Genomic DNA, 19,868 nt, shown 5'->3' on the forward strand with positions numbered 1-19,868 from the left:
AGCCCGGCGCCGAGCTGCCGCCGCTGCACGACATCGAGGAAGACCTCGAAAAGATGCGCCGCGACCGCGAGCGCCTCGGCGCGGTGAACCTGCGCGCCGAGGAAGAGCTGCGCGAGGTCGAGACCCAGCACACCGGCCTCGTCACCGAGCGCGACGACCTGGTCGAAGCCATCAAGCGGCTCCGCCAGGGCATCCAGAGCCTCAACAAGGAGGCGCGCGAACGGCTGCTGACCTCGTTCGAGGTCGTCAACAACCACTTCAAGCGCCTGTTCGTCGAGCTGTTCGGCGGCGGCGAGGCCGCGCTGCACCTGATCGAGAGCGACGACCCGCTGGAAGCCGGTCTCGAAATCATCGCCAAGCCGCCGGGCAAGAAGCCGCAGACGCTGTCGTTGCTCTCGGGCGGCGAGCAGGCGCTGACCGCGATGGCGCTGATCTTCGCGGTGTTCCTCACCAACCCCTCGCCGATCTGCGTGCTGGACGAAGTCGACGCGCCGCTCGACGACCACAACGTCGAACGGTACTGCAACCTGCTGCACGAGATGACCGGCTCGACCGACACGCGCTTCATTATCATCACCCACAACCCGATCACGATGGCGCGGATGAACCGCCTGTTCGGCGTCACCATGGCCGAGCGCGGCGTCTCGCAGCTGGTGTCGGTCAGCCTGCAAGAGGCGGTGGAGATCCTCGACCAGAACGTGGCGTGATATCTCCGGCGTCATTCCGGGGCTCGCGCAGCGAGAACCCGGAATCTCGCGCTGCAATCTCGAACTCCCGGGTTCGCGACTTCGTCGCGCCCCGGCATGACGGTGGGCCAACATGATCTCACCCACCCTCCCGGCCGAACTGAAAGCCGTCCTCGACGGCAAGCTCCAGGGCTTCTCGCGTACCGACGCGGCACAGCGCTCCGAGAAGATCTCGACCACCTATCGCGCCGGCGGCGGCTCCGGCACGATCAAGTCCGAAGCTGATGCCCTCGCCTACGCACTTGCGCGCATGCCGGCGACCTACGCGGCCGTGGCCGCGAGCCTGAACGCACTCACCGAGATCGCACCAAGCCTCGCCCCGGAGACGCTGCTCGACGTCGGCGCCGGTCCGGGGACCGCGAGCTGGGCCGCCGCGGAGGCGTTTCCGTCGCTGCAGGACTTTACCCTGCTCGACGCCAACGCCACCCTGAGCCGGCTCGCGCTCGATCTGGCACGCGGCAGCTCGCGCCTCGCGGAGTGCCGCTATCTGCCGGGGGATGCCGGCGGAAATCTCGCCGAGGTGTCACAGGCCGATCTCGTCGTTGCGAGCTACGTCATCGGCGAGCTCAGCGAGGCCGATCAGCGCAAGCTCATAGATGCCATGTGGGCGAAGGCCCGCCACGCGCTGGTCGTGATCGAGCCCGGCACGCCCGCCGGCTACGCCCGCATCATCGCACTGCGCCAGCAGCTGATCGCGGCCGGCGCCTACGTCGCCGCGCCCTGCCCGCATGAGAAGCCCTGCCCGCTCGTCGCGCCCGACTGGTGCCATTTCAGCCAGCGCCTGCCGCGCTCGCAGGCGCACCGCCAGATCAAGGGCGCCGAGGTACCATTCGAGGACGAGCGCTTCATCTACGTCGCCCTGACCCGTACCCCGCCTGCCACGCGCGCGGCGCGCGTGCTGGCGCCGCCCGATATCGGCAAGGCCGAGATCACGGCAAAGCTCTGCACCGAGGAAGGTGTCGCGCTGACGAAGATCCCGCGACGCGACAAGGCCGCCTATGCAAGCGCGCGGCGTTGGCGCTGGGGCGACGCCGTCATTGCCGAAAGTTAACCTCGTCACCCGCTTTTGCCTTGAACTCGGGCAGCTTCCCATTTGACCAAGTCCTACCTCCCCTCTGCGCCGGGCTCTCGCTTCGCGCCAATTTGGTCTACCCTAGCGCCCGCCTTCTTCCCTCTTCAGGAGTCCTCCATGTCGACCGGCTGGATCGTTCTCGGCGTCATCGTCGTCCTCGTGCTGTTCGCCTTCAGCGCCTACAACCGCCTTGTGGCGCTGAGCCAGCGCGTCGGCCAGGCCTTTGCCGATATCGACGTGCAGCTCAAGCAGCGCCACGATCTGGTCCCGAACCTGGTCGAGACCGTGAAGGGCTATGCTTCGCATGAGCGCGGCACGCTCGACGACGTCATCAAGGCACGCAATTCGGCGATGTCGGCACAGGGACCGGCGCAGGTGTCCGCGGCCGAGAACCAGTTGTCCGGCGCGCTCGGCCGGCTGATCGCGTTGTCGGAGGCCTATCCGGATCTCAAGGCCAACGCCAATTTCCAGCAGCTCGCATCCGAGCTCTCCGACCTCGAGAACAAGATCGCGGCGAGCCGCCGTTTCTTCAACAACGCGGTCCAGGAATACAACACCGGCATCCAGCAGATGCCCGCCGCCCTGTTCGCCGGCATGTTCGGCTTCACCAGGAAGGACTTCTTCGATCTCGGCGCCAGCCGTACCGAGGTCGAGGCGGCGCCGCAGGTGAAGTTCTGATTGCTTGACATGCCCATTGTTTTTTTCCGTCATTCCGGGGCGTCGCAAAGCGACGAAACCGGAATCTCGAGGTTCCGGGTTCACGCCTTCGGCGTGCTCCGGAACGACGGACTTTGACGAAGACGCGTCATGGCCGCGTATGGTCTCTACACGCACATCGCCTCGAACAAGTTTCGTTCGATGCTGCTGCTCGCCGGCCTTTTCATGTTGGTCTACGTGCTGGTCTATGCCGGCGCGCTGGTCGCCGAGGTCGTCATCGACGGCAATGGCACGGTCGCCTTCTATCTGAGCCGCGCCTTCGCCGACCTGCTCAAGGCCGCGCCGTTTGCGACAATCGCGGCGGCCCTCTGGATCGTGATCGCCTATTTCTTCCACCAGTCGATGATCGATGCCGTGACCGGCGGCCACGACGTGACCCGGCAGGAGGAGCCGCGGCTCTACAATCTGCTGGAAAACCTCTGCATCTCGCGCGGCATCACCATGCCGAAGCTGAAGATCATGGAGAGCCCGGCGCTGAACGCGTTCGCGACCGGGCTCAATCCGCGGCAATATTCCATCACAGTCACCACCGGTCTCCTCGCCGCGCTGAACGACAAGGAGATCGAGGCGGTGCTGGGCCACGAGCTGACCCACATCAAGAACGGCGACGTGCAGCTCATGGTCGTCGCCGTCATCATCGCCGGCGTGGTCGGCTTCTTCGGCGAATTGTTCTTCCGCCTGTTCACGAACTTCAACTGGAGCTCCGGCTCCGGCGGCTCGTGGTCCTCGGGCCCCTCCTCGTCCCGGTCGTCCTCGTCATCGAGCGACAGCAAGAACTCCGGCGGCGGCGCAGTGATCGTGATCATCATCGCGATCGTGCTGATCGTGGTGGCCTGGCTGCTGTCCCAGGTGGTCAAGCTCGCTTTGTCGCGGTCGCGCGAATTTCTCGCCGACGCCGGCTCCGTCGAGCTGACGAAAGACCCCGACGCCATGATCTCGGCGTTGCGCAAGATCGAGGGCCGCGGCGAGCTGCCGGGCGCGACCTCGGCGGTGATGGAGCTCTGCGTCGACAATCCGCGCGAGGGCTTTGCCGATTTGTTCGCAACCCATCCCTCGGTGCAGGCCCGGGTCGACGCGCTGGTCAAGTTCGCCGGCGGCCACGACCCCGGTCGGCTGCCAGACGCCGTTGGAGAGACGGATCGGCCCGAGACGGAACAACCCGAGGCACAGGCCAACCCGCAGGATGCGCAGCCGCCGCTGCCGCATGGGCCGTGGAACGACGCGGGCAACCCGGCTGGACCGCCGCCCGTGCCGACCCCAGGCCCCTCAGGAGCCCCGGCGGGCAATGCGATGGGACCCTGGGGCCGCCATTGAGCGCGTGATTTACCGCTCCTCGCGGCGGGTTTCCCAGCGATCAGGAAAAACCTCGGGAATTGCCCCAACTGGGGCCCGCGGAATTGAATTCTCCCTTGTTTCTGCCATGTTCGCGCCCAACAGCAGACTTGGGACCATCTTTGGGACATCGATTTGGGGCCCGGCCGATTGCGACCTCGCGATCGGGGGCGCGCGTTAGGGGACAGCAATGGCAAAGCCGGCAGTGGTTGTGGTGGGGGCGGACAAGGGCGGGGTCGGCAAGACCACGGTATCGCGGACCTTGCTCGATTATTTCTCGGCCAACAACGTGCCGACGCGCGCGTTCGACACGGAATCCCCGCGCGGAACCCTGAAGCGCTTCCACCCCGACATCACCGAGATCGTCGACATGACGACGACGGCGGACCAGATGAAGATCTTCGACACGCTCAACGCCGTCAGCCCGTCGGTGACCGTGATCGACGTCCGCGCCGGCCTGCTCTCGCCGGCCCTCGCCTCGCTGCGCGACATCGGTTTCCTCGACGCCGCCAAGGCCGGCCAGATCACCTTTGCGGTGTTCCATATCCTCGGCCCCTCGATCGCCTCGCTGGAGGAGATCGCCGAGACCGCGGGCTTCATGAGCGGCGCGAAATATTTCCTGGTGAAGAACTTCATCAACGACACCCAGTTCTTCCAGTGGGACCAGGCGACCTACAATTCCTACTTCCACCGCATCAAGGACGCGACCGAGCTGACCATCCCCAAGCTCAACGAAATGGCATATGAGCAGGTCGAGGTGTCCTCCGTCCCGTTCCTGAAATTCGTCGCCAACAAGGGCATCAACGACGAAGCCGCGAACTATTCCTTCGTGCTGCGCGGCTATGTCCGGCACTGGCTGGCGAACGTCTGGAGCGAGTTCGACCGCATCCGCCTCACCGACATCGTCGGCTCGAAACCGGTGACCCGCAACAGCGAAAAATAGTTGCGAAGCCCGGGCTGATACGGCTGGATTGGGCGCTGACTTGGCCTGATATAGCTGTCGATGCCCGCAACGCCCGTCTACATCATCTGCTCGCCCCGCCCGCAGGTCGGCAAGACCCTGCTGGCGCGGCTGCTCAGCGAATTCCTGCTGCTCAAGAACGGCAACGTCGCAGCCTTCGACGTCAACCTGAAGGAGCCGTCGCTGCTCGACTATCTGCCGAAGATCACGGAAACCGCGGACGTGATCGACACCTACGGCAAGATGCAGCTGATGGACCGCGTCATCGTCGACGATGGCCTCGCCAAGGTGATCGACCTCGGCTTCCACGCCTTCGACGAGTTCTTCAAGATGACCGACGAGATCGGCCTATTGAAGGAAGCGGCGCGCCGGCACGTCGCACCGCAGATCCTGTTCGTCGCCGACACCGACCGCGTCTCGGCCCGCGCACATGAGATGCTGCGGGGGCAGATCCCGCGGATGAACCTGATCACGGTGGACAACGAATATGTCGTGCGCGGCGAGCTGCCGCCCGCCATGGCCAGCGGCCGGCTGTTCCGCTTGCCCGCGCTGCCCGGTTTCCTCAAGACCTATATCGACCGGCTGAGCTTCTCCTTCACCGGTTATCTGCGCCAGGAAAAGGACTCCTCGACCGAGCTGCACCAGTGGACCCGGCGGAACTATATCGCCTTCCGGGAACTCGAGCTCAGCCTGATCCTGCAACGGTCTTGAGGTGGATGAGGTTCGGGCCGAGCGCCACGCCCGTTGCCGCTCAGTGCCCCTCGAACGTCATCAGCGTGCGCACCGGCACGTCCATGGCGCGCAGCTTGGCGGCGCCGCCGAGCTCGGGCAGGTCGATGATGAAGCAGGCGGCGACGACGTTGGCGCCGATCTGGCGCAGCAGCTTCACAGCGCCTTCCGCGGTGCCGCCGGTGGCGATGAGATCATCGACCAGGATCACGCGCTCGCCGGGCTGGATCGCGTCGACATGCATCTCCATCTCGTCGATGCCATATTCCAGCGAATAGGCGATGCGCACGGTGGTGTGCGGCAACTTGCCCTTCTTCCGGATCGGCACGAAGCCGGCCGAGAGCTGGTGCGCCACAGCGCCGCCGATGATGAAGCCGCGCGCCTCCATGCCGGCAACCTTGTCGATCTTGTTGCCGGCCCAGGGGTTCACGAGCTCGTCCACCGCGCGGCGGAACGCGCGCGCGTCTGCGAGCAGGGTGGTGATGTCGCGGAACATGATGCCCGGCTTGGGATAGTCGGGGATGGTGCGGACGCTCGCCTTGATGTCGTGGTCGAAGGTCATTCGTTTCTCATCTCAGTTGTCATTCCGGGGCGATGCGTCAGCATCGAACTCCGGTGCGCAATGGCGCACCCGAGAATCTCGAGATTCCGGTCTGGTGCTTGCTCACCATCCCGGAATGACGAGGTGAAATATCCTGCACTCAATTCGTCCCCGCATCCAGCCGGAACGCATTCTCGACAATACGCAAGCCCACCTCATTACCGAGCGACATCAGCGATTCCGGGTGGAATTGCACGCCGGCGACCGGCAGGGTCTTGTGCTCCAGCGCCATGGCGACGCCGTCCTCGGTGCTGGCGGTGACGCTCAGCACCTCCGGCATGCTGTCGCGCTCGACGAACAGCGAGTGATAGCGGCCGATGACGATCTCGTTCGGCAGATTGCGCATCAAGCGCCCGCCGCGCACCTGCACCCGCGAGGGCCTTCCGTGGGCGGGATGGGTGAGCTGGCCGAGCTCGCCGCCAAAATATTCGCCGATCGCCTGCACGCCGAGGCAGACGCCGAACACCGGCAGCTTCTTCTCGAGCGCCGCATCGATCGTCTTCTTGATCCCGAAATCCTCGGGACGCCCGGGGCCGGGCGACAGCACCAGCAAATCCCACCTCTTCTGCTTGAGCATGTCGAGCGCATGCACATAGCGGACCACGGTGACGCTGGCGCCGACCTGGCGGAAATAATCGGCGAGCATGTGCACGAAGCTGTCGTCATGGTCGATCAGCAGCACCTGCTTGCCTGAACCAGTCGCGTCGGGCGCGAAAGTCGACAGTGGCTTCGGCGGATCGCCGCGCAGCGCCTGGAACAGGGCTGCGGCCTTGACCTGGCACTCACGGTCTTCCGCGGCGGGATCGGAATCGAACAGGCAGGTGGCGCCGACGCGGACCTCGGCGAGGCCATCCTTCATGCGGATGGTGCGGATGGTGAGGCCGGTGTTGATGCTGCCGTCGAAATTGACCGCGCCGATCGCGCCGGCATACCAGCGGCGCGGCGAGCGCTCGTGATCCTCGACGAACTGCATCGCCCAGAGCTTGGGCGCGCCTGTGACGGTCACCGCCCAGGCATGGGTCAGGAAGGCGTCGAGGGCGTCGAAGCCAGGCCGCAGCACGCCCTCGACGTGATCGACCGTATGGAAAAGCTTTGAATAGGTCTCGATCTGCCGCCGCGCCAGCACCTTGATCGTGCCGGGGACGCAGACGCGCGCCTTGTCATTGCGATCGACGTCGGTGCACATGTTCAGCTCGAACTCGTCCTTCTCCGAGTTCAGGAGCTGGCGGATCTGCTCGGCATCGCCGATCGCATCGGTGCCGCGCGCGATCGTGCCCGAGATCGGGCAGGTCTCGACCCGGCGGCCGTCCGAGCGCACGAACATTTCCGGCGAAGCGGAGACGAGGAATTCGCCCTCGCCGAGATTCATCAGCGCGCCGTAGGGCGAAGGATTGATGACGCAGAGCCGCTGGAAGACCTCCGCAGGCGAGCGGTCACAGGGCTCGGCAAACAGCTGGCCCGGCACGGCTTCGAACAGATCGCCCCGCGCAAAGGCGGCGCGCGCAGTCTCGACAGTCGCTTGATATTCGCCAGGCGCGTGATCGGCAAAGCCCTGGCGCGGTGTCTTCATATACGGGCTGTCGGCGGTCTCGCGCGGCAGGCCCTCGGTGGATTTGCCCTTCCAGGCGAAGTCGTAGGCAAGCACGACGCCGCGGCCGGTGGCACGGTCATAGGCCAGCAGGCGATCCGGCACGTACAACACGATATCGCGCTGGTCGGCCTCGCGCGGGCGCTTCTGCACGAGGTCCTCGATCTGGAACACGAGGTCGTAGGCGAAGGCGCCGAACAGGCCGAGCAGCCCGTCGTCATTGGCGGAGAAAGCGGCGATGATGTCGCGCACCAGCGACATCACGCTGGCGCGCCGCGTGCGCTGATCCTCCTCGACCGGCGCATCGCCACGGACGATGTGGCCGGCAAGGCGCGTCGCCGTCTTCTCGGAGATCACGACGCAGGGCTCGCGCAGGACGTCGCCGAGGAAGGCGATCAGCACCTCTCCTCGCGCGTTGAGCGCTTCGAGCTTGAAATCGACGCCCGTGGTCTCGAGCTTGAGCGGCGGGTCGGAGAAGCCGAGATCGAAACTCTCGTAGCGGCCCGGCACCGTCGTGCCCGAGGACAGCACTACGCCCCGGCGGCGGTCGAGCAGATTGATCAGGTCGTCGAGCCGGCTCGCGCCACCGGTAAACTGCTCCGCCACGCGCGTGATCGCAAGGCCCGCACGGGTCGCGTAGTCGCTTCTGGCCGGGAGAGCAAAGACTGTCCTGTTCATGTCGTCCTCTTACGAAACTTGCCGAGGGAACGCCACACAGGACAAACGATCGGGCCGCCGCACTGCGTTGGCGACCTCAGACGATTTTGGGAAAAGAAATCGCACCGGCCACCTCTTCAGGAGGCGCGCCACCAAAGACGGGCTGGGCGGAGGGCGGTGCTCATGGGGCGATACTCACCATGGCCCGGGGGCGGCGTCAAGGGCGGCCGGGCTGCGGGTCAGAGGCCACACTTCTTCCAGAAGTGCCACCATCTCGGCATCGCTGGCAAACTCGCCGCGCTCAGCTTGATCGAGACCCTCGCGAACGGCCGCCCTGTGCTCCTCCGGGATCGCGAAGACACCTCGCGCTCCCGACGCCTTTGTTCTCGGATCGGTCGGGCACGCCCCTACCCCAGATGCTTCCGGAAAAACTCCGTCGCCCGGCCCCAGGCGAGCTCGGCGGCTTCGCGATCGTGCACGGCCTGGCGCTGCTCGTTGACGAAGGCGTGCTCGGCGTCATAGCGGAACAGCTCCAGCGACTTGCCGGCGGCCTTCATGGCCTTCTCGAAGCCGTTGACCAGCTCCGGCGTGCACCAATCGTCCTTGTTGGCGAAATGGGCCTGGAGCGGGATCCTGACGTCGGCGGGCTTGGCGGCCTGCTCCGGCGGGATGCCGTAGAACACGACGCCGGCCGCAAGCTCCGGGATCTTGGTCGCACCGATGATGGTCACTGCGCCGCCGAGGCAGAAGCCCGTCAGCCCGACCTTGGCGCCGTTGCGCGACAGATATTGCGCGGCGCCGCGCACGGTCTGCGTGGTGGCGTCCATGAAGTCGAGCGAGTTCATCTCCTTGTTGGCGCTCTCCGTGTCGTGATAGGGCACCACCTTGCCCTTGTAGAGATCGGGCGCCAGCGCGTCGAAGCCGGCCAGCGCAAAGCGGTCGCACAGGCCCTTGATCTGGTCCGACAAGCCCCACCATTCCTGGATCACGACCACGCCCGGCGCGTTGCCGCGCGCGGCGTTGGCGAGATAGCCCGAGGCGTCCTTGCCGTCCGGGCGCTTGAAGGTGATGGCGGTTCCCATGGTGTCCTCCGATGAGTTTCTGAGGGAGCGATTGGCGGTATTTTGGCGGGTGGCAGGGGATGACGCAATCCACACTCTCGTCATTCCGGGGCGCACGAAGTGCGAACCCGGAATCTCGAGATTCAGGGTTCGATGCTGACGCATCGCCCCGGAATGACGGAGAGTTAGGCCCGACAAAAAAGCCCCCTCGCGGGGGCTCTTTCATTTCTCGTCTCGGCGCGCGCCGCTCAGTGCGAGTCGGCCCAGACCTTCTTCTTGGTGAAGTACATCAGGCCCGCGAAGATGATCAGGAACACGAAGACCTGGAAGCCGAGGCTCTTGCGCGCTTCCATGTGTGGCTCGGCGGTCCACATCAGGAACGTGGTGACGTCCTTGGCGTACTGCGCGACCGTGGTCGGCGAGCCGTCGTCATAGGTCACCTGGCCGTCGCTCAACGGCTTCGGCATCTTGATGGCGTGGCCCGGGAAGTACCTGTTGTAGTAGGAGCCCTCCGGGATTGTGACGCCCTCCGGCACCTTGTCCTCGAACCCCTGCAGCACGGCCGCCACGTAGTCCGGACCCTGCTCCTGGTACTGGGTAAAGAAGTCGAAGATGAACCAGGGGAAGCCGCGCTTGTAGGAGCGCGCCTTGGTGATCAGCGACAGGTCGGGCGGCGCCGCGCCGCCGTTCGCGGCACGCGCGGCCTGTTCGTTCGGGAATGGCGAGGGGAAATAATCCGCCGGCCGGCCCGGACGCTCGAACATGTCGCCCGCATCGTTCGGACCGTCCTTGATCTTGTAGTCGGAGGCGAACGCCGCCGCCTGCGCCACCGAATAGCCGGGGCCGCCGGCTTCCGCGAGGTTGCGGAAGGCGATGTAGGACAGGCCGTGGCAGCTCGCGCAGACCTCCTTGTAGACCTTCAACCCGCGCTGCAGCGCGCCACGGTCGTACTTACCGAAAGGGCCCGAGAACGACCATTTGTTGCCCGGAGGCGTATCGCTGCCTTCAGACGCTTTCGCGCTGTCGATCGAGCCCACGAACAGCGAACCGGCGAGCGCCAGCACGATCGCGGTCGAGACCATCGGTGTCGACCTGCTGCCGGTCTTGGCCAGGACCGCATCCGAAATCGAGTTCGGGACTGGCCGCGGCTTCTCGATACGCGCGAGCAACGGCAGCACGATCAGGAAGTAGGCGAAGTAGCAGACCGTCAGGACCCGGCCGGCAACGACGTAGATGCCCTCCGGCGGCTGCGCGCCGAGATAGCCGAGCAGGATGCAGACCACGACGAAGATCCAGAAGAACTGCTTGGCGAGCGGACGGTACTTCGACGACCTGGTCCTGGCACTGTCGAGCCAGGGCAGGAAGCACAGGATGATGATCGCTCCGAACATCGCGATGACGCCCGCCAGCTTGTTCGGAATCGAGCGCAGGATCGCGTAGAACGGCAGGTAATACCATTCCGGCACGATGTGCGGCGGCGTCACGCCCGGGTTCGCCGGAATGTAGTTGTCGGCGTCGCCGAGATAGTTCGGCATGTAGAAGATGAACCAGGCGTACAGCAGCATGAAGCAGGTGACGCCGAACATGTCCTTGATGGTGGCATGCGGCGTGAACGGCACCGTGTCCTTTTCCGTCTTCGGCTCGACGCCGTCAGGATTGTTCTGACCCGCGACGTGCAGCGCCCAGACGTGCAGCACGACGACGCCCGCGATCACGAAGGGCAACAGATAATGCAGCGAGAAGAAGCGGTTCAGCGTGGGGTTGCCGACCGAATAGCCGCCCCACAGCAGCGTCACGATGCTCTCGCCAACATAGGGAACGGCGGAGAACAGGTTGGTGATGACGGTAGCACCCCAGAAGCTCATCTGGCCCCACGGCAGCACGTAGCCCATGAAACCGGTCGCCATCATCAGGAGGTAGATGATGACGCCGAGGATCCACAGCACCTCGCGCGGCTCCTTGTACGACCCGTAGTAGAGGCCGCGGAACATATGGACATAGACCGCGACGAAGAACATCGAGGCGCCAACCGCATGCATGTTGCGCAGCAGCCAGCCGTAGTTCACGTCGCGGACGATCAGCTCGACCGACTTGAAGGCGAGATCGGCATTCGGCGTGTAGTGCATCGCCAGGATCACGCCGGTCAGGATCTGCATCCCCAGCATGAAGGAGAGGATGGCGCCGAAGGTCCACCAATAGTTCAGGTTGCGCGGAGTGGGATAGGCGACGAAGGAGGAGTGCATGAGACCAAAGATCGGCAGACGCCGCTCGATCCATTGCAGGGCCGGGTTGCTCGGCTGGTAGTCGGATGGTCCGCTCATGATGCGATCCTGAGGAAATAGTACGACGAGACGGCGCGAAGCTTCGGACGAAAGTCCGAGGCTCAGCCGATCTGGATTTTGGTGTCGGAAACGAACTGGTACGGCGGAACCGGCAGGTTCAAGGGCGCGGGCCCCTGGCGGATGCGGCCGGACGAATCGTACTGCGAACCATGGCAGGGGCAGAAGAACCCGTCGTAATTGCCTTCATGGGCGATCGGGATGCAGCCGAGATGGGTGCAGATGCCGATCACGACGAGCCACTGCTCGTGGCCGGATTTGACGCGGGCTTCGTCGGTCTGCGGATCGGGCAGGCTCGCCACGTTGACGGCGCGCGCCTCGTCGATCTGCTTCTTGGTGCGGTGGCTGATGTAGATCGGCTTGCCGCGCCAGAACACCTTGATGTCCTGGCCCTCTGCGATCGGGCTGAGATCGACCTCGATCGGCGCACCGGCGGCGATGGTCGAGGCATCAGGATTCATCTGGGAGATGAAGGGCCAGAGCGCAGCCGCGCCCCCTACTGCTGCAGCTGCCCCCGTTGCAACGAATAAGAAATCACGGCGTGTCGGATGGTCCGCCGAAGACGCTGTCGTCACGATTCCAACCCTTTCTTCTTGTGCTACCGGTGGAACCGCTCCGAGGGGCGCCCAAGAGGTCCCCGGAAAGGCTGCCGGCGCCCGCGGCCCCCCGCGGCGGCAGAACTTGGCTTGTTCACCTCTAAACGGGTGAAACAGCAGTCCAGAATCGTTCTATTGGCACCCTTGCCGGGCGAGCGCAAGCCCGCTAACGGCGTGGGAGCGTGCCATGCACGAATTCCCGGGCGGGCGATGTTTTATTGAGACATTTCCGGCCCGCCCTGCCCCCCGATACAGCCCTTGCACCGCCCATGCAGATAGCGCTTTTCCAGCCTGACATCGCTCAGAACACCGGCACGATTCTCAGGCTTTGCGCCTGTCTGGACATGGCCGCCCATATCATCGAACCTGCGGGCTTCCCCGTCTCGGACCGCTTGTTCCGCCGGGCGGGAATGGATTACCTCGACCATGTCAGGCTCACCCGCCATGACTCCTGGGCGAGATTCGAGGACTGGCGCGCGGCACAGGGCTGCCGGCTGTTGCTGTTCACCACCAAGGCTGCGACCGACTACCGCGATTTTCGTTACCAGAGGTCGGACATCCTGCTATTCGGGCGCGAGAGCGCCGGCGTCACCGACGCGGTGGTCCAGGCCGCAGATGCGCATCTGGTGATCCCGATCAAGACGGGGCTGCGGTCACTCAACGTGGCGATGAGCGCGGCCATGGCCGCAGGCGAGGCGCTGCGGCAGATCCGGAACCCGCAGGCCTGACAGGTGAAGTCTGACGGGTGAAGTCTGACAGGTTGAGGAGAGACGATTGAGTTACGCGGTCAAGGAAATCTTCCTGACCCTGCAAGGCGAAGGCGCACATGCCGGGCGCGCGTCCGTGTTCTGCCGTTTTGCCGGCTGCAACCTCTGGAGCGGGCGCGAGGCCGACCGTCAGCACGCGACCTGCAGGTTCTGCGATACGGATTTCGTCGGCACCGACGGCACGCTCGGCGGCCGCTACGCCTCGGCCGCGGAACTCGCGGACACCATTGCCGCGCAATGGACCGCCTCAACCGGCAACCGCTACGTGGTGCTGACCGGCGGCGAGCCGCTGCTCCAGGTCGACGCCGAACTGATCGAAGCGCTGCACGCCCGCGGCTTCGAGATCGGCGTCGAGACTAACGGCACGATCGCCGCGCCGGAGGGTCTCGACTGGATCTGCGTCAGCCCCAAGGGCGGCAGCGAACTGGTCCTCCGCCAGGGCCACGAGTTGAAGCTGGTCTATCCCCAGGCGCTGGCCGAGCCCGAAGCCTTCGAAGGCCTCGCCTTCGAGCGCTTCTCGCTGCAGCCGATGGACGGGCCGGAGGTCGCCCAGAACACTGCACGGGCGATCGACTACTGCCTGCGCCATCCGCAATGGCGGCTCAGCGTGCAGACGCACAAATCGCTCGGCATCAGATAGGACGCGACCGGGAATGCAGATGGACGTTACGAAAATCGAAGACCGCAAGACCCGCGCCCGCGCCTGGTTCGAAACCTTGCGCGACGACATCTGCGCAAGCTTCGAGCGGCTCGAGGATGAGGCGCCGCAAGCGCTCCATCCCGGCGAGGCCGGTCGCTTCAAGCGCACGCCCTGGCAGCGCACCGATCATACCGGCGCGGCCGGCGGTGGCGGGATGATGTCGATGATGCATGGCCGTCTGTTCGAGAAGGTCGGCGTGCACTGCTCGACCGTTCACGGCGAGTTCGCGCCCGAGTTTCGCGCGCAGATCCCGGGCGCCGCGGAAGACCCGAATTTCTGGGCCTCCGGCATCTCGCTGATCGCGCATATGCGCAATCCGAACGTGCCCGCCGTGCACATGAACACCCGCTTCGTCGTCACCACCAAGGCCTGGTTCGGTGGCGGCGCCGACCTCACGCCGGTGCTCGACCACAGGCGGACGCAGGAGGACCCCGACACGATCGCCTTCCACGCGGCGATGAAACAGGCCTGCGCGCAGCCGAGCGGCGTTGCCGATTACGACAAGTACAAGAAATGGTGCGACGAGTATTTCTACCTGCCGCACCGGAGAGAGGCGCGCGGCATCGGCGGCATCTTCTACGACTGGCACGACAGCGGCGACTGGGACGCCGACCTCGCCTTCACCCAGGACGTCGGCCGCGCTTTCCTGAGGATCTATCCCGAGATCGTGCGGCGCAACTTCGCGACAAGCTGGACCGCGGAGGATCGCGAGGAGCAGCTGATCCGGCGCGGCCGCTACGTCGAATTCAACCTGCTTTACGACCGTGGCACCATCTTCGGCCTCAAGACCGGCGGCAATGTGGACTCGATCCTGTCGTCGCTGCCGCCGGAGGTGAAGTGGCCATGACAATGAAGCCCGCTGTGAGGCCGCTGCCGCGCGCCATGCTGATCGACATGGACGACACCATCCTGTCGGCCTATGGCCGGCCCGAGATCGCCTGGAACACCATCGCAAACGAGTTTGCCGAGGAGCTGGCGCCGCTGCCGCCGCCGCAGGTCGCCGCCGCGGTGCTGGCTTTCGCGCGAAACTTCTGGGCGAACGCGGAAGCCGCATGGCGAATGAAGCTCGCCGAGGCGCGGCACCTCACGGTCAAGGGCGGCTTTGCGGCGCTCGCGGCGGCCGGCCATCGTGCCCTGCCCGACGACCTCGCCATTCGCCTCGCCGACCGCTTCACCGCCTATCGCGAGGAGGAGATGTTCGTGTTTCCCGGCGCGCATGAGGCGATCGACCGGTTCAAGGCGCTCGGCATCAAGCTCGCGCTGGTCACCAACGGCGCAGCGGACATGCAGCGCGCCAAGGTCGAGCGCTTCGAGCTGGCGCACCGCTTCCACCACATCCAGATCGAGGGCGAGCACGGCTTCGGCAAGCCCGAAGAGCGCGCCTATCTGCATGCGATGGAGGCGCTCGGCGTCACCGCCGAGGACACCTGGATGATCGGCGACAACCTCGAATGGGAAGTCGTGACGCCGCAGCGTCTCGGCATCTACTCGATCTGGATGGACGTGCATGGCGACGGCCTGCCCGAAGGCTCGACGGTCAGGCCCGACCGCATCATCCGCTCGCTCGGCGAGCTGCTGCCGGACCAGGCGTAACCAGGCACAAAGCAAAAACTGCGAAAACAACCCCATGCACAGTAGGGCGCAGCTGCAAAATCAAGGGCTTACGGATTATGCGAAACGGCTTTGACTCGTCGGGCAAAACAGGGGCATGATGTCATCGTCGCGGGGCTTGCGAGGGACAAGCTTCTGCGTGAGCCGCATGCGCAACCAGTGCGGCCGAACCAGCCGATCGCGAGCGAGCGCAGCCAAGACCGTATCGCAACGTGCCGGCGGAATCTCCCGGCACGGCAGCGGGCGTGATCGGCATGTCATGACGGCCTGTTAGCTTCACGGCCGAGTCGATCAACCCGAAAGGACAATCCATGGATCTGAAAGCCGGCGATGTCGTGATGCTGAAATCCGGCGGTCAGCCGCTGACCGTCGCGGAGGTGAAGGAGAACGAGGTGCTCTGCCTGTGGATGGGCATGGAAGGCGACCTATTCCGCGAGACGCTGCCGCTCGCCGTGCTCGTGCAGGTGGAAGAAGAAGAGGAAGAGGACGATGAAGACGAGGATGAGGACGAGGATGAGGATGAGGACGAGGAGTAGGCACGCCTAAGGCCGAATCCTGGTCAGGTCGGAGCGTTCCGCTCCGGCCCGACCGATGTCCGCTTCTCTGCCGATAACGGCGCAATGGCGGACATCGATCTTACTCGATCATGTCGTCGCTGGAGTTCACAGCGGGATCAAGATTTGGCGGGTCTTCGGACCTCGACCTTCTCGCCGACTTCGATGACCATCAGATCTTCACCGAGCTCCACCGGACCGGAATAAGTCTTCCGCGTTGGCGGAATCAGATCCTGCTCGGTCGCATTCGGCAACACGATGTGCGAATACACCGCCAGCCTGGGCTTCGTTCGAGCAAATACGTCGCCCGCTTGCTCTGGCGTGGTGTGATGGGGGGTTGGCTTCGGGCCCGGAGGGCAAAGACGTTGCTGCATCTCTGATCGACGCAGCAATCGGGGTCGTGCAGCGCTCAAGACAGTCCGTGCTCTGACTATCACCGACAGGCCCAACCAGCCTCGCCGGCGAACCGCATGAAGTCGGTGAGAGTCAAACGGGAAAGTGACAGCCGCACAGACCCTTTTCCGTCTACCCGCCATGACGGGCATGAAGGCGCTGGCCCGGTTCGGAGCCAGGAGCCACGCTCCGGCAAGTGCAGTTTGCCCTTCCCGGCTCCGAGGCGTCCCCGAAACGGTATCGGCGTCGAGATCCTGATGCTAGATTTCCCGGATCACGCCGGACAGGAGGACGACATGCCTGATAGCGTCTACAAGGTCATAGAATTGGTCGGTACCAGCAGCGACTCATGGGAAAAGGCGGCCGCCAACGCAGTCGAGCAAGCTGCAAAATCTCTCCGGGATCTTCGCATTGCAGAGGTCGTCAAGCTCGATATGCAACTGGACGACAAGGGAAAAGTCGAGGCCTACCGCGCCAAACTCAATGTATCCTTCAAGTTCGAGGGCTCCTGAGTCTCCCTTTGCGGGGCGAGGATGGTCCATTGGAGAATGACGCGTTGCGCGGTCCTCGCAGCCGGGCGGCGTGATCCAGCTCGGAAGCAGGCCCCGACTTCGACTCGGACCGAATATCCTGATCCGTGAGGGGGCGTGGCGTGTGGTGGCCTCATGTACATGGTCATTCGCAAATACATCAAGCTTCGTTCGGTAGCGGACGCCGCACGCCGCGCCAAGAGCGGCGTCGGTGAGATCCTAAGGCAGTCGCCGGGATTCAGATCTTACTATGTGCTGGATGCGGGCGATGGCGTTGGTATCGCCGTGATGATATTCAACGACCGCGAAAGCGCCAATGCAGCCAACGCCAAGATACTGGCGTTCGTTCAGGCGAGTCTGCATGACCTCGATCTTGGAGTTCCCGAAATCACCACCGGCGAGGTTTTGGTCAACATAGAGCCTGATCGGTCCTCGGGCACAAGGTAGCCGCAAACTCAGCGGCTGGCGCCCGCTGCCATGCAGTCAACCTATCCCGGTCGCGTTTGCGGCAATGGCGCGCCCTGGGCATCAGATGTCGTAAGCAAGGAATACGCGACTGCGCATTCTTTTCGAGGAGTGGCAACAACATGAAGCAACACACATCCGAAACATTTTTCATCGCAGCGATCGGCTGGACGCCGCTCGTGCTCGTGGGCACCGCGATGCCGCCAAGAGATCCCGATGAAGACGACGAGGACGAAGACGACGAAGAGGAAGAGGACGCTGACGAACCGCCGGTCGTGCGCGAGCCGGACGAAGACTAGACTGGTGCGTGTTGGCAGTCGGCGCTATAATATGTCTCATGGGCTGGGATGCGAAGGACATAGCGCTCCTCAATCGGCTCTGGGCCGCGGGACAGAGCGCAGCGCAGATCGCGCGCCGTCTCGGGTGCAGTCGTAACGCGGTCTGCGGCATGCTGACCCGTCTGGGCCTGAAGCGCGGCCGCAAGCCGCCCACAGCAAGGCCCAAGATAAGACCGCCCCCAAAGCCGAGGCCGACGTCGTCGGCAGCCTGTGCCCGTCCGGTCGCACGGAAGGTGTCGCGGAACACTGCGGAGAGGCAGCAGCCCAAGGAATTCAGCAAGCAGCAGCTCTATGCCATTCTGGCTGAGGCGGTCAGAAACACCGGCTGAGAGTTCGCCACGAATGTCGCTGCGCTCCCGTCCTTGCCCGGCCCGGTTCGACGGAGGCGGCCGTCGTATGATTCCCGAGGCTTCGTCTGCTCAGCCCGGCTGACCCGATCCCAGAGTTTGATCCAGCGCAAGATTCCAATTCGCCTTCAGGATATTTTTCGATCATTCAATGGTTCATTGGAGGTTGCAATGATCATTGAGCGTCTATCCCGGGAACACCGCAATATCGAGACGCTGCTTGCCGTGCTCGAGCACGAGCTCGATATTTTCGATCGCGGGGACCACCCCGACTATGAAGTCATTCGCGCAATCATCAGCTATTTCGAACTCTATCCCGAGATCTACCATCATCCCCTGGAGGAGTTGGTCTTTGCCAAACTGGAGCTTCGGGATCCGGCTGCGGCGGCAAGCGTCGGCGACCTGAGACTTGAGCACAAAAAGGGAGCTGAGCGTCTGCACCGCGTTGCGCAGGCGATCGAGAGTGTTCTTTCGGATCGGGAACTCCTTCGGCAAGACGTGGACGATATCGTTCGCGACTTCATAGAGAGCGAGCGGCGTCACATCATGATGGAAGACCGCGATTTCTTCCCTGCCGCTCTCAAGGCTCTAAAGCCTGCAGATTGGAGCGAGATCGCTTCGACCTCGACCAATCATGAGGATCCGCTGTTCAGCGAGGCTGCGGAAGAGACCTTCGGCGCGCTACGAGAGCGCATCCTGCAGATGGAGCACGAATCTGAAGTCGGACGACGCTAGAAGCGCTCCATTGGTGCACGATAGAAGATGGAGACCGCAGCGCCGTCGGCTGGGGATCCGCGCCGTCAATGCCTCGACCGTGTATCAGATCAGCTGCCTCGCCGCCGCCGAGATCATCACCAGCCCGCCAGTGATCACCGCGACGTCCAGGATCGCCGCATGGATGTGCACCGGCATCCGCTCGACGAACGCTTTTGCGAGGAACGCGCCGGGCACCGCCATGCCGCCGATCAGCAGCGCGAAGGCAAGCACCTGCGCGGTGACGGCGCCGGCCAGCCCAAACACCGAGATCTTGATGAGGCCGGTGCCGAGCGAGATCATCGCATCGGTCGCGATCACGGCAGCGCCTTCGAGCCCTGCGGCCATCAAGAGCGAGAGCAGGATCACGCCGGACCCCGACGTGCCGCCGACCAGCACGCCGTAACCCACCGAGCCGGCGGCAAGGCCGGTCTCGCCGATCCTGACCTTGCGGCGGCGGAGCACGCGGCGGAGCACGCGGCGGAGCGGCACGCTCAGGATCAGCATGGTGCCGATCACGAGCGCGGCGCCGGCATTGGTGAGGCGCGTGTAGCCATAGGCTCCGAGCGCCGTGGTCAGCGCGGCGCAGGCGAGCACGATCAGCGCGCGGCGGCGGTCGGCATGGCGGACATAGGCAAGAGCGCGGCTCGCATTGGTCAGCATCGCGGAGATCGCGATGATCGGCACCACGGGCTCGGCGCCGACCAGCGGCACCAGCACCAGCGGCATCAGGGCGCCGGTGCCGTAGCCGGCGAGGCCACCGATGATCGAAGCAAACAACGCCATCGTTGCTACCAGCAGCAGCTGCAGAAGCGAGATGTCGGCGAAGCCTGAAACGATGGTCAATTTTTCTGATCGCGGCTGATGCGCGCCGCAGCTTGATCGGCGATGGCAGCGAGCGCGGCTTCCTCTAGGGGAAAATCCGCCGCGAGCCAAGCGTCCTCGGCGAGCGTCAACGTATGTCCGGCTTCAATTTTTTTCAAGCAGGCGGCCGCCGGACGGAGCACAGCT

At 64.5% G+C, this 19,868-nt stretch carries 23 protein-coding genes and 1 pseudogene; 16 read left to right on the plus strand and 8 right to left on the minus strand.

The genetic code is table 11. The annotated features are described in order from the left end of the window. From IC50_RS02060 to IC50_RS02085, 6 genes and pseudogenes are all read left to right on the plus strand, one after another. Positions 1 to 707 (plus strand): annotated as a pseudogene (locus IC50_RS02060) (AAA family ATPase); the annotation flags it as partial. Positions 708 to 819: 112 nt separating this feature from the next. Beyond that, a complete protein-coding gene (locus tag IC50_RS02065; protein WP_035699865.1) occupies positions 820 to 1,797 on the plus strand; it encodes a small ribosomal subunit Rsm22 family protein in 978 nt (325 codons plus the stop codon). 138 nt (positions 1,798 to 1,935) lie between these two features. Next, positions 1,936 to 2,496, plus strand: a complete 561-nt coding sequence (locus IC50_RS02070; protein WP_035699866.1) for a LemA family protein — start codon at positions 1,936 to 1,938, stop codon at positions 2,494 to 2,496. A 129-nt stretch (positions 2,497 to 2,625) separates the two neighbouring features. Continuing rightward, positions 2,626 to 3,849, plus strand: coding sequence for a M48 family metallopeptidase (locus tag IC50_RS02075; RefSeq protein WP_035699868.1), 1,224 nt, complete (start codon positions 2,626 to 2,628; stop codon positions 3,847 to 3,849). Between the two features lie 208 nt (positions 3,850 to 4,057). Then, positions 4,058 to 4,810 carry a hypothetical protein gene (locus IC50_RS02080; RefSeq protein ID WP_035699870.1) on the plus strand — a complete coding sequence of 251 codons (753 nt, stop codon included), beginning with the start codon at positions 4,058 to 4,060 and terminating at the stop codon, positions 4,808 to 4,810. A 60-nt stretch (positions 4,811 to 4,870) separates the two neighbouring features. Beyond that, on the plus strand, positions 4,871 to 5,539 hold the full coding sequence (locus tag IC50_RS02085; protein ID WP_035699876.1) for a hypothetical protein: 669 nt from the start codon (positions 4,871 to 4,873) through the stop codon (positions 5,537 to 5,539). Positions 5,540 to 5,579: 40 nt separating this feature from the next. On the opposite strand, the gene IC50_RS02090 is transcribed toward IC50_RS02085, so the two are convergent. The 5 genes from IC50_RS02090 to petA all read right to left on the minus strand — a co-directional run bounded on the left by IC50_RS02090 (position 5,580) and on the right by petA (position 12,378). Further along, complete coding sequence (locus IC50_RS02090; protein WP_018323310.1) at positions 5,580 to 6,119, minus strand: adenine phosphoribosyltransferase; 540 nt, start codon at positions 6,117 to 6,119, stop codon at positions 5,580 to 5,582. A 139-nt stretch (positions 6,120 to 6,258) separates the two neighbouring features. Beyond that, positions 6,259 to 8,424, minus strand: a complete 2,166-nt coding sequence (locus IC50_RS02095) for an anthranilate synthase component I (RefSeq protein ID WP_035699878.1) — start codon at positions 8,422 to 8,424, stop codon at positions 6,259 to 6,261. A 386-nt stretch (positions 8,425 to 8,810) separates the two neighbouring features. After that, a complete protein-coding gene (locus tag IC50_RS02100; protein ID WP_035699879.1) occupies positions 8,811 to 9,485 on the minus strand; it encodes a dienelactone hydrolase family protein in 675 nt (224 codons plus the stop codon). Positions 9,486 to 9,712: 227 nt separating this feature from the next. Next, on the minus strand, positions 9,713 to 11,785 hold the full coding sequence (gene fbcH / locus IC50_RS02105) for a cytochrome b/c1 (RefSeq protein ID WP_035699880.1): 2,073 nt from the start codon (positions 11,783 to 11,785) through the stop codon (positions 9,713 to 9,715). Positions 11,786 to 11,847: 62 nt separating this feature from the next. After that, a complete protein-coding gene (petA, locus tag IC50_RS02110; protein ID WP_035699881.1) occupies positions 11,848 to 12,378 on the minus strand; it encodes a ubiquinol-cytochrome c reductase iron-sulfur subunit in 531 nt (176 codons plus the stop codon). Between the two features lie 290 nt (positions 12,379 to 12,668). On the opposite strand from petA, the gene IC50_RS02115 reads away from it, so the two are divergent. The 5 genes from IC50_RS02115 to IC50_RS02135 all read left to right on the plus strand — a co-directional run bounded on the left by IC50_RS02115 (position 12,669) and on the right by IC50_RS02135 (position 16,013). Next, complete coding sequence (locus IC50_RS02115; protein WP_035699882.1) at positions 12,669 to 13,127, plus strand: tRNA (cytidine(34)-2'-O)-methyltransferase; 459 nt, start codon at positions 12,669 to 12,671, stop codon at positions 13,125 to 13,127. Between the two features lie 46 nt (positions 13,128 to 13,173). Then, positions 13,174 to 13,806 carry a 7-carboxy-7-deazaguanine synthase gene (gene queE / locus IC50_RS02120; protein ID WP_035699884.1) on the plus strand — a complete coding sequence of 211 codons (633 nt, stop codon included), beginning with the start codon at positions 13,174 to 13,176 and terminating at the stop codon, positions 13,804 to 13,806. Positions 13,807 to 13,825: 19 nt separating this feature from the next. Continuing rightward, a complete protein-coding gene (gene hemF, locus IC50_RS02125; RefSeq protein ID WP_035699886.1) occupies positions 13,826 to 14,713 on the plus strand; it encodes an oxygen-dependent coproporphyrinogen oxidase in 888 nt (295 codons plus the stop codon). Positions 14,714 to 14,715: 2 nt separating this feature from the next. After that, the gene (locus IC50_RS02130) at positions 14,716 to 15,459 is read left to right on the plus strand and encodes an HAD family hydrolase (RefSeq protein WP_440588130.1); all 744 of its coding nucleotides are present in this window, start codon (positions 14,716 to 14,718) and stop codon (positions 15,457 to 15,459) included. A 329-nt stretch (positions 15,460 to 15,788) separates the two neighbouring features. Next, positions 15,789 to 16,013 (plus strand): DUF2158 domain-containing protein, encoded by a 225-nt coding sequence (locus tag IC50_RS02135; protein WP_035699893.1) that lies wholly within the window; start codon positions 15,789 to 15,791, stop codon positions 16,011 to 16,013. Positions 16,014 to 16,150: 137 nt separating this feature from the next. Here IC50_RS02135 and IC50_RS41005 read toward each other — a convergent pair whose 3' ends face one another. Then, complete coding sequence (locus IC50_RS41005; protein WP_157460791.1) at positions 16,151 to 16,405, minus strand: hypothetical protein; 255 nt, start codon at positions 16,403 to 16,405, stop codon at positions 16,151 to 16,153. A gap of 315 nt (positions 16,406 to 16,720) precedes the next feature. Between IC50_RS41005 and IC50_RS02140 the strand changes: the two genes are divergently transcribed. From IC50_RS02140 to IC50_RS02155, 5 genes are all read left to right on the plus strand, one after another. Next, on the plus strand, positions 16,721 to 16,936 hold the full coding sequence (locus tag IC50_RS02140; protein ID WP_035699963.1) for a dodecin family protein: 216 nt from the start codon (positions 16,721 to 16,723) through the stop codon (positions 16,934 to 16,936). Positions 16,937 to 17,089: 153 nt separating this feature from the next. Beyond that, complete coding sequence (locus tag IC50_RS02145; protein ID WP_035699895.1) at positions 17,090 to 17,401, plus strand: hypothetical protein; 312 nt, start codon at positions 17,090 to 17,092, stop codon at positions 17,399 to 17,401. Positions 17,402 to 17,541: 140 nt separating this feature from the next. After that, a complete protein-coding gene (locus tag IC50_RS42320; protein ID WP_193374079.1) occupies positions 17,542 to 17,718 on the plus strand; it encodes a hypothetical protein in 177 nt (58 codons plus the stop codon). Between the two features lie 38 nt (positions 17,719 to 17,756). Continuing rightward, a complete protein-coding gene (locus IC50_RS02150; RefSeq protein ID WP_035699897.1) occupies positions 17,757 to 18,086 on the plus strand; it encodes a GcrA family cell cycle regulator in 330 nt (109 codons plus the stop codon). A 189-nt stretch (positions 18,087 to 18,275) separates the two neighbouring features. Beyond that, complete coding sequence (locus tag IC50_RS02155; RefSeq protein ID WP_035699898.1) at positions 18,276 to 18,839, plus strand: hemerythrin domain-containing protein; 564 nt, start codon at positions 18,276 to 18,278, stop codon at positions 18,837 to 18,839. Between the two features lie 84 nt (positions 18,840 to 18,923). Here the strand turns inward: IC50_RS02155 and IC50_RS02160 are convergent, their stop codons facing one another. Further along, positions 18,924 to 19,703 carry a sulfite exporter TauE/SafE family protein gene (locus tag IC50_RS02160; RefSeq protein ID WP_035699901.1) on the minus strand — a complete coding sequence of 260 codons (780 nt, stop codon included), beginning with the start codon at positions 19,701 to 19,703 and terminating at the stop codon, positions 18,924 to 18,926. Then, on the minus strand, positions 19,700 to 19,840 hold the full coding sequence (locus IC50_RS42325; protein ID WP_157460793.1) for a hypothetical protein: 141 nt from the start codon (positions 19,838 to 19,840) through the stop codon (positions 19,700 to 19,702). Before IC50_RS42325 ends, IC50_RS02160 begins: the two co-directional genes overlap by 4 nt. Between the last annotated feature and the right edge of the window lie 28 nt (positions 19,841 to 19,868).

It is taken from the genome of Bradyrhizobium genomosp. I (2014), from assembly GCF_000261685.1.
Classification (GTDB): domain Bacteria; phylum Pseudomonadota; class Alphaproteobacteria; order Rhizobiales; family Xanthobacteraceae; genus Bradyrhizobium.

Coding starts and splice junctions, on each gene's coding strand:
- IC50_RS02065 (WP_035699865.1), top strand. CDS start 820: ATGATCTCACCCACCCTCCCGGCCGAACTGAAAGCCGTCCTCGACGGC.
- IC50_RS02070 (WP_035699866.1), top strand. CDS start 1,936: ATGTCGACCGGCTGGATCGTTCTCGGCGTCATCGTCGTCCTCGTGCTG.
- IC50_RS02075 (WP_035699868.1), top strand. CDS start 2,626: ATGGCCGCGTATGGTCTCTACACGCACATCGCCTCGAACAAGTTTCGT.
- IC50_RS02080 (WP_035699870.1), top strand. CDS start 4,058: ATGGCAAAGCCGGCAGTGGTTGTGGTGGGGGCGGACAAGGGCGGGGTC.
- IC50_RS02085 (WP_035699876.1), top strand. CDS start 4,871: ATGCCCGCAACGCCCGTCTACATCATCTGCTCGCCCCGCCCGCAGGTC.
- IC50_RS02090 (WP_018323310.1), bottom strand. CDS start 6,119: ATGACCTTCGACCACGACATCAAGGCGAGCGTCCGCACCATCCCCGAC.
- IC50_RS02095 (WP_035699878.1), bottom strand. CDS start 8,424: ATGAACAGGACAGTCTTTGCTCTCCCGGCCAGAAGCGACTACGCGACC.
- IC50_RS02100 (WP_035699879.1), bottom strand. CDS start 9,485: ATGGGAACCGCCATCACCTTCAAGCGCCCGGACGGCAAGGACGCCTCG.
- fbcH (WP_035699880.1), bottom strand. CDS start 11,785: ATGAGCGGACCATCCGACTACCAGCCGAGCAACCCGGCCCTGCAATGG.
- IC50_RS02115 (WP_035699882.1), top strand. CDS start 12,669: ATGCAGATAGCGCTTTTCCAGCCTGACATCGCTCAGAACACCGGCACG.
- hemF (WP_035699886.1), top strand. CDS start 13,826: ATGGACGTTACGAAAATCGAAGACCGCAAGACCCGCGCCCGCGCCTGG.
- IC50_RS02130 (WP_440588130.1), top strand. CDS start 14,716: ATGAAGCCCGCTGTGAGGCCGCTGCCGCGCGCCATGCTGATCGACATG.
- IC50_RS02135 (WP_035699893.1), top strand. CDS start 15,789: ATGGATCTGAAAGCCGGCGATGTCGTGATGCTGAAATCCGGCGGTCAG.
- IC50_RS41005 (WP_157460791.1), bottom strand. CDS start 16,405: ATGCAGCAACGTCTTTGCCCTCCGGGCCCGAAGCCAACCCCCCATCAC.
- IC50_RS02140 (WP_035699963.1), top strand. CDS start 16,721: ATGCCTGATAGCGTCTACAAGGTCATAGAATTGGTCGGTACCAGCAGC.
- IC50_RS02145 (WP_035699895.1), top strand. CDS start 17,090: ATGTACATGGTCATTCGCAAATACATCAAGCTTCGTTCGGTAGCGGAC.
- IC50_RS42320 (WP_193374079.1), top strand. CDS start 17,542: ATGAAGCAACACACATCCGAAACATTTTTCATCGCAGCGATCGGCTGG.
- IC50_RS02150 (WP_035699897.1), top strand. CDS start 17,757: ATGGGCTGGGATGCGAAGGACATAGCGCTCCTCAATCGGCTCTGGGCC.
- IC50_RS02155 (WP_035699898.1), top strand. CDS start 18,276: ATGATCATTGAGCGTCTATCCCGGGAACACCGCAATATCGAGACGCTG.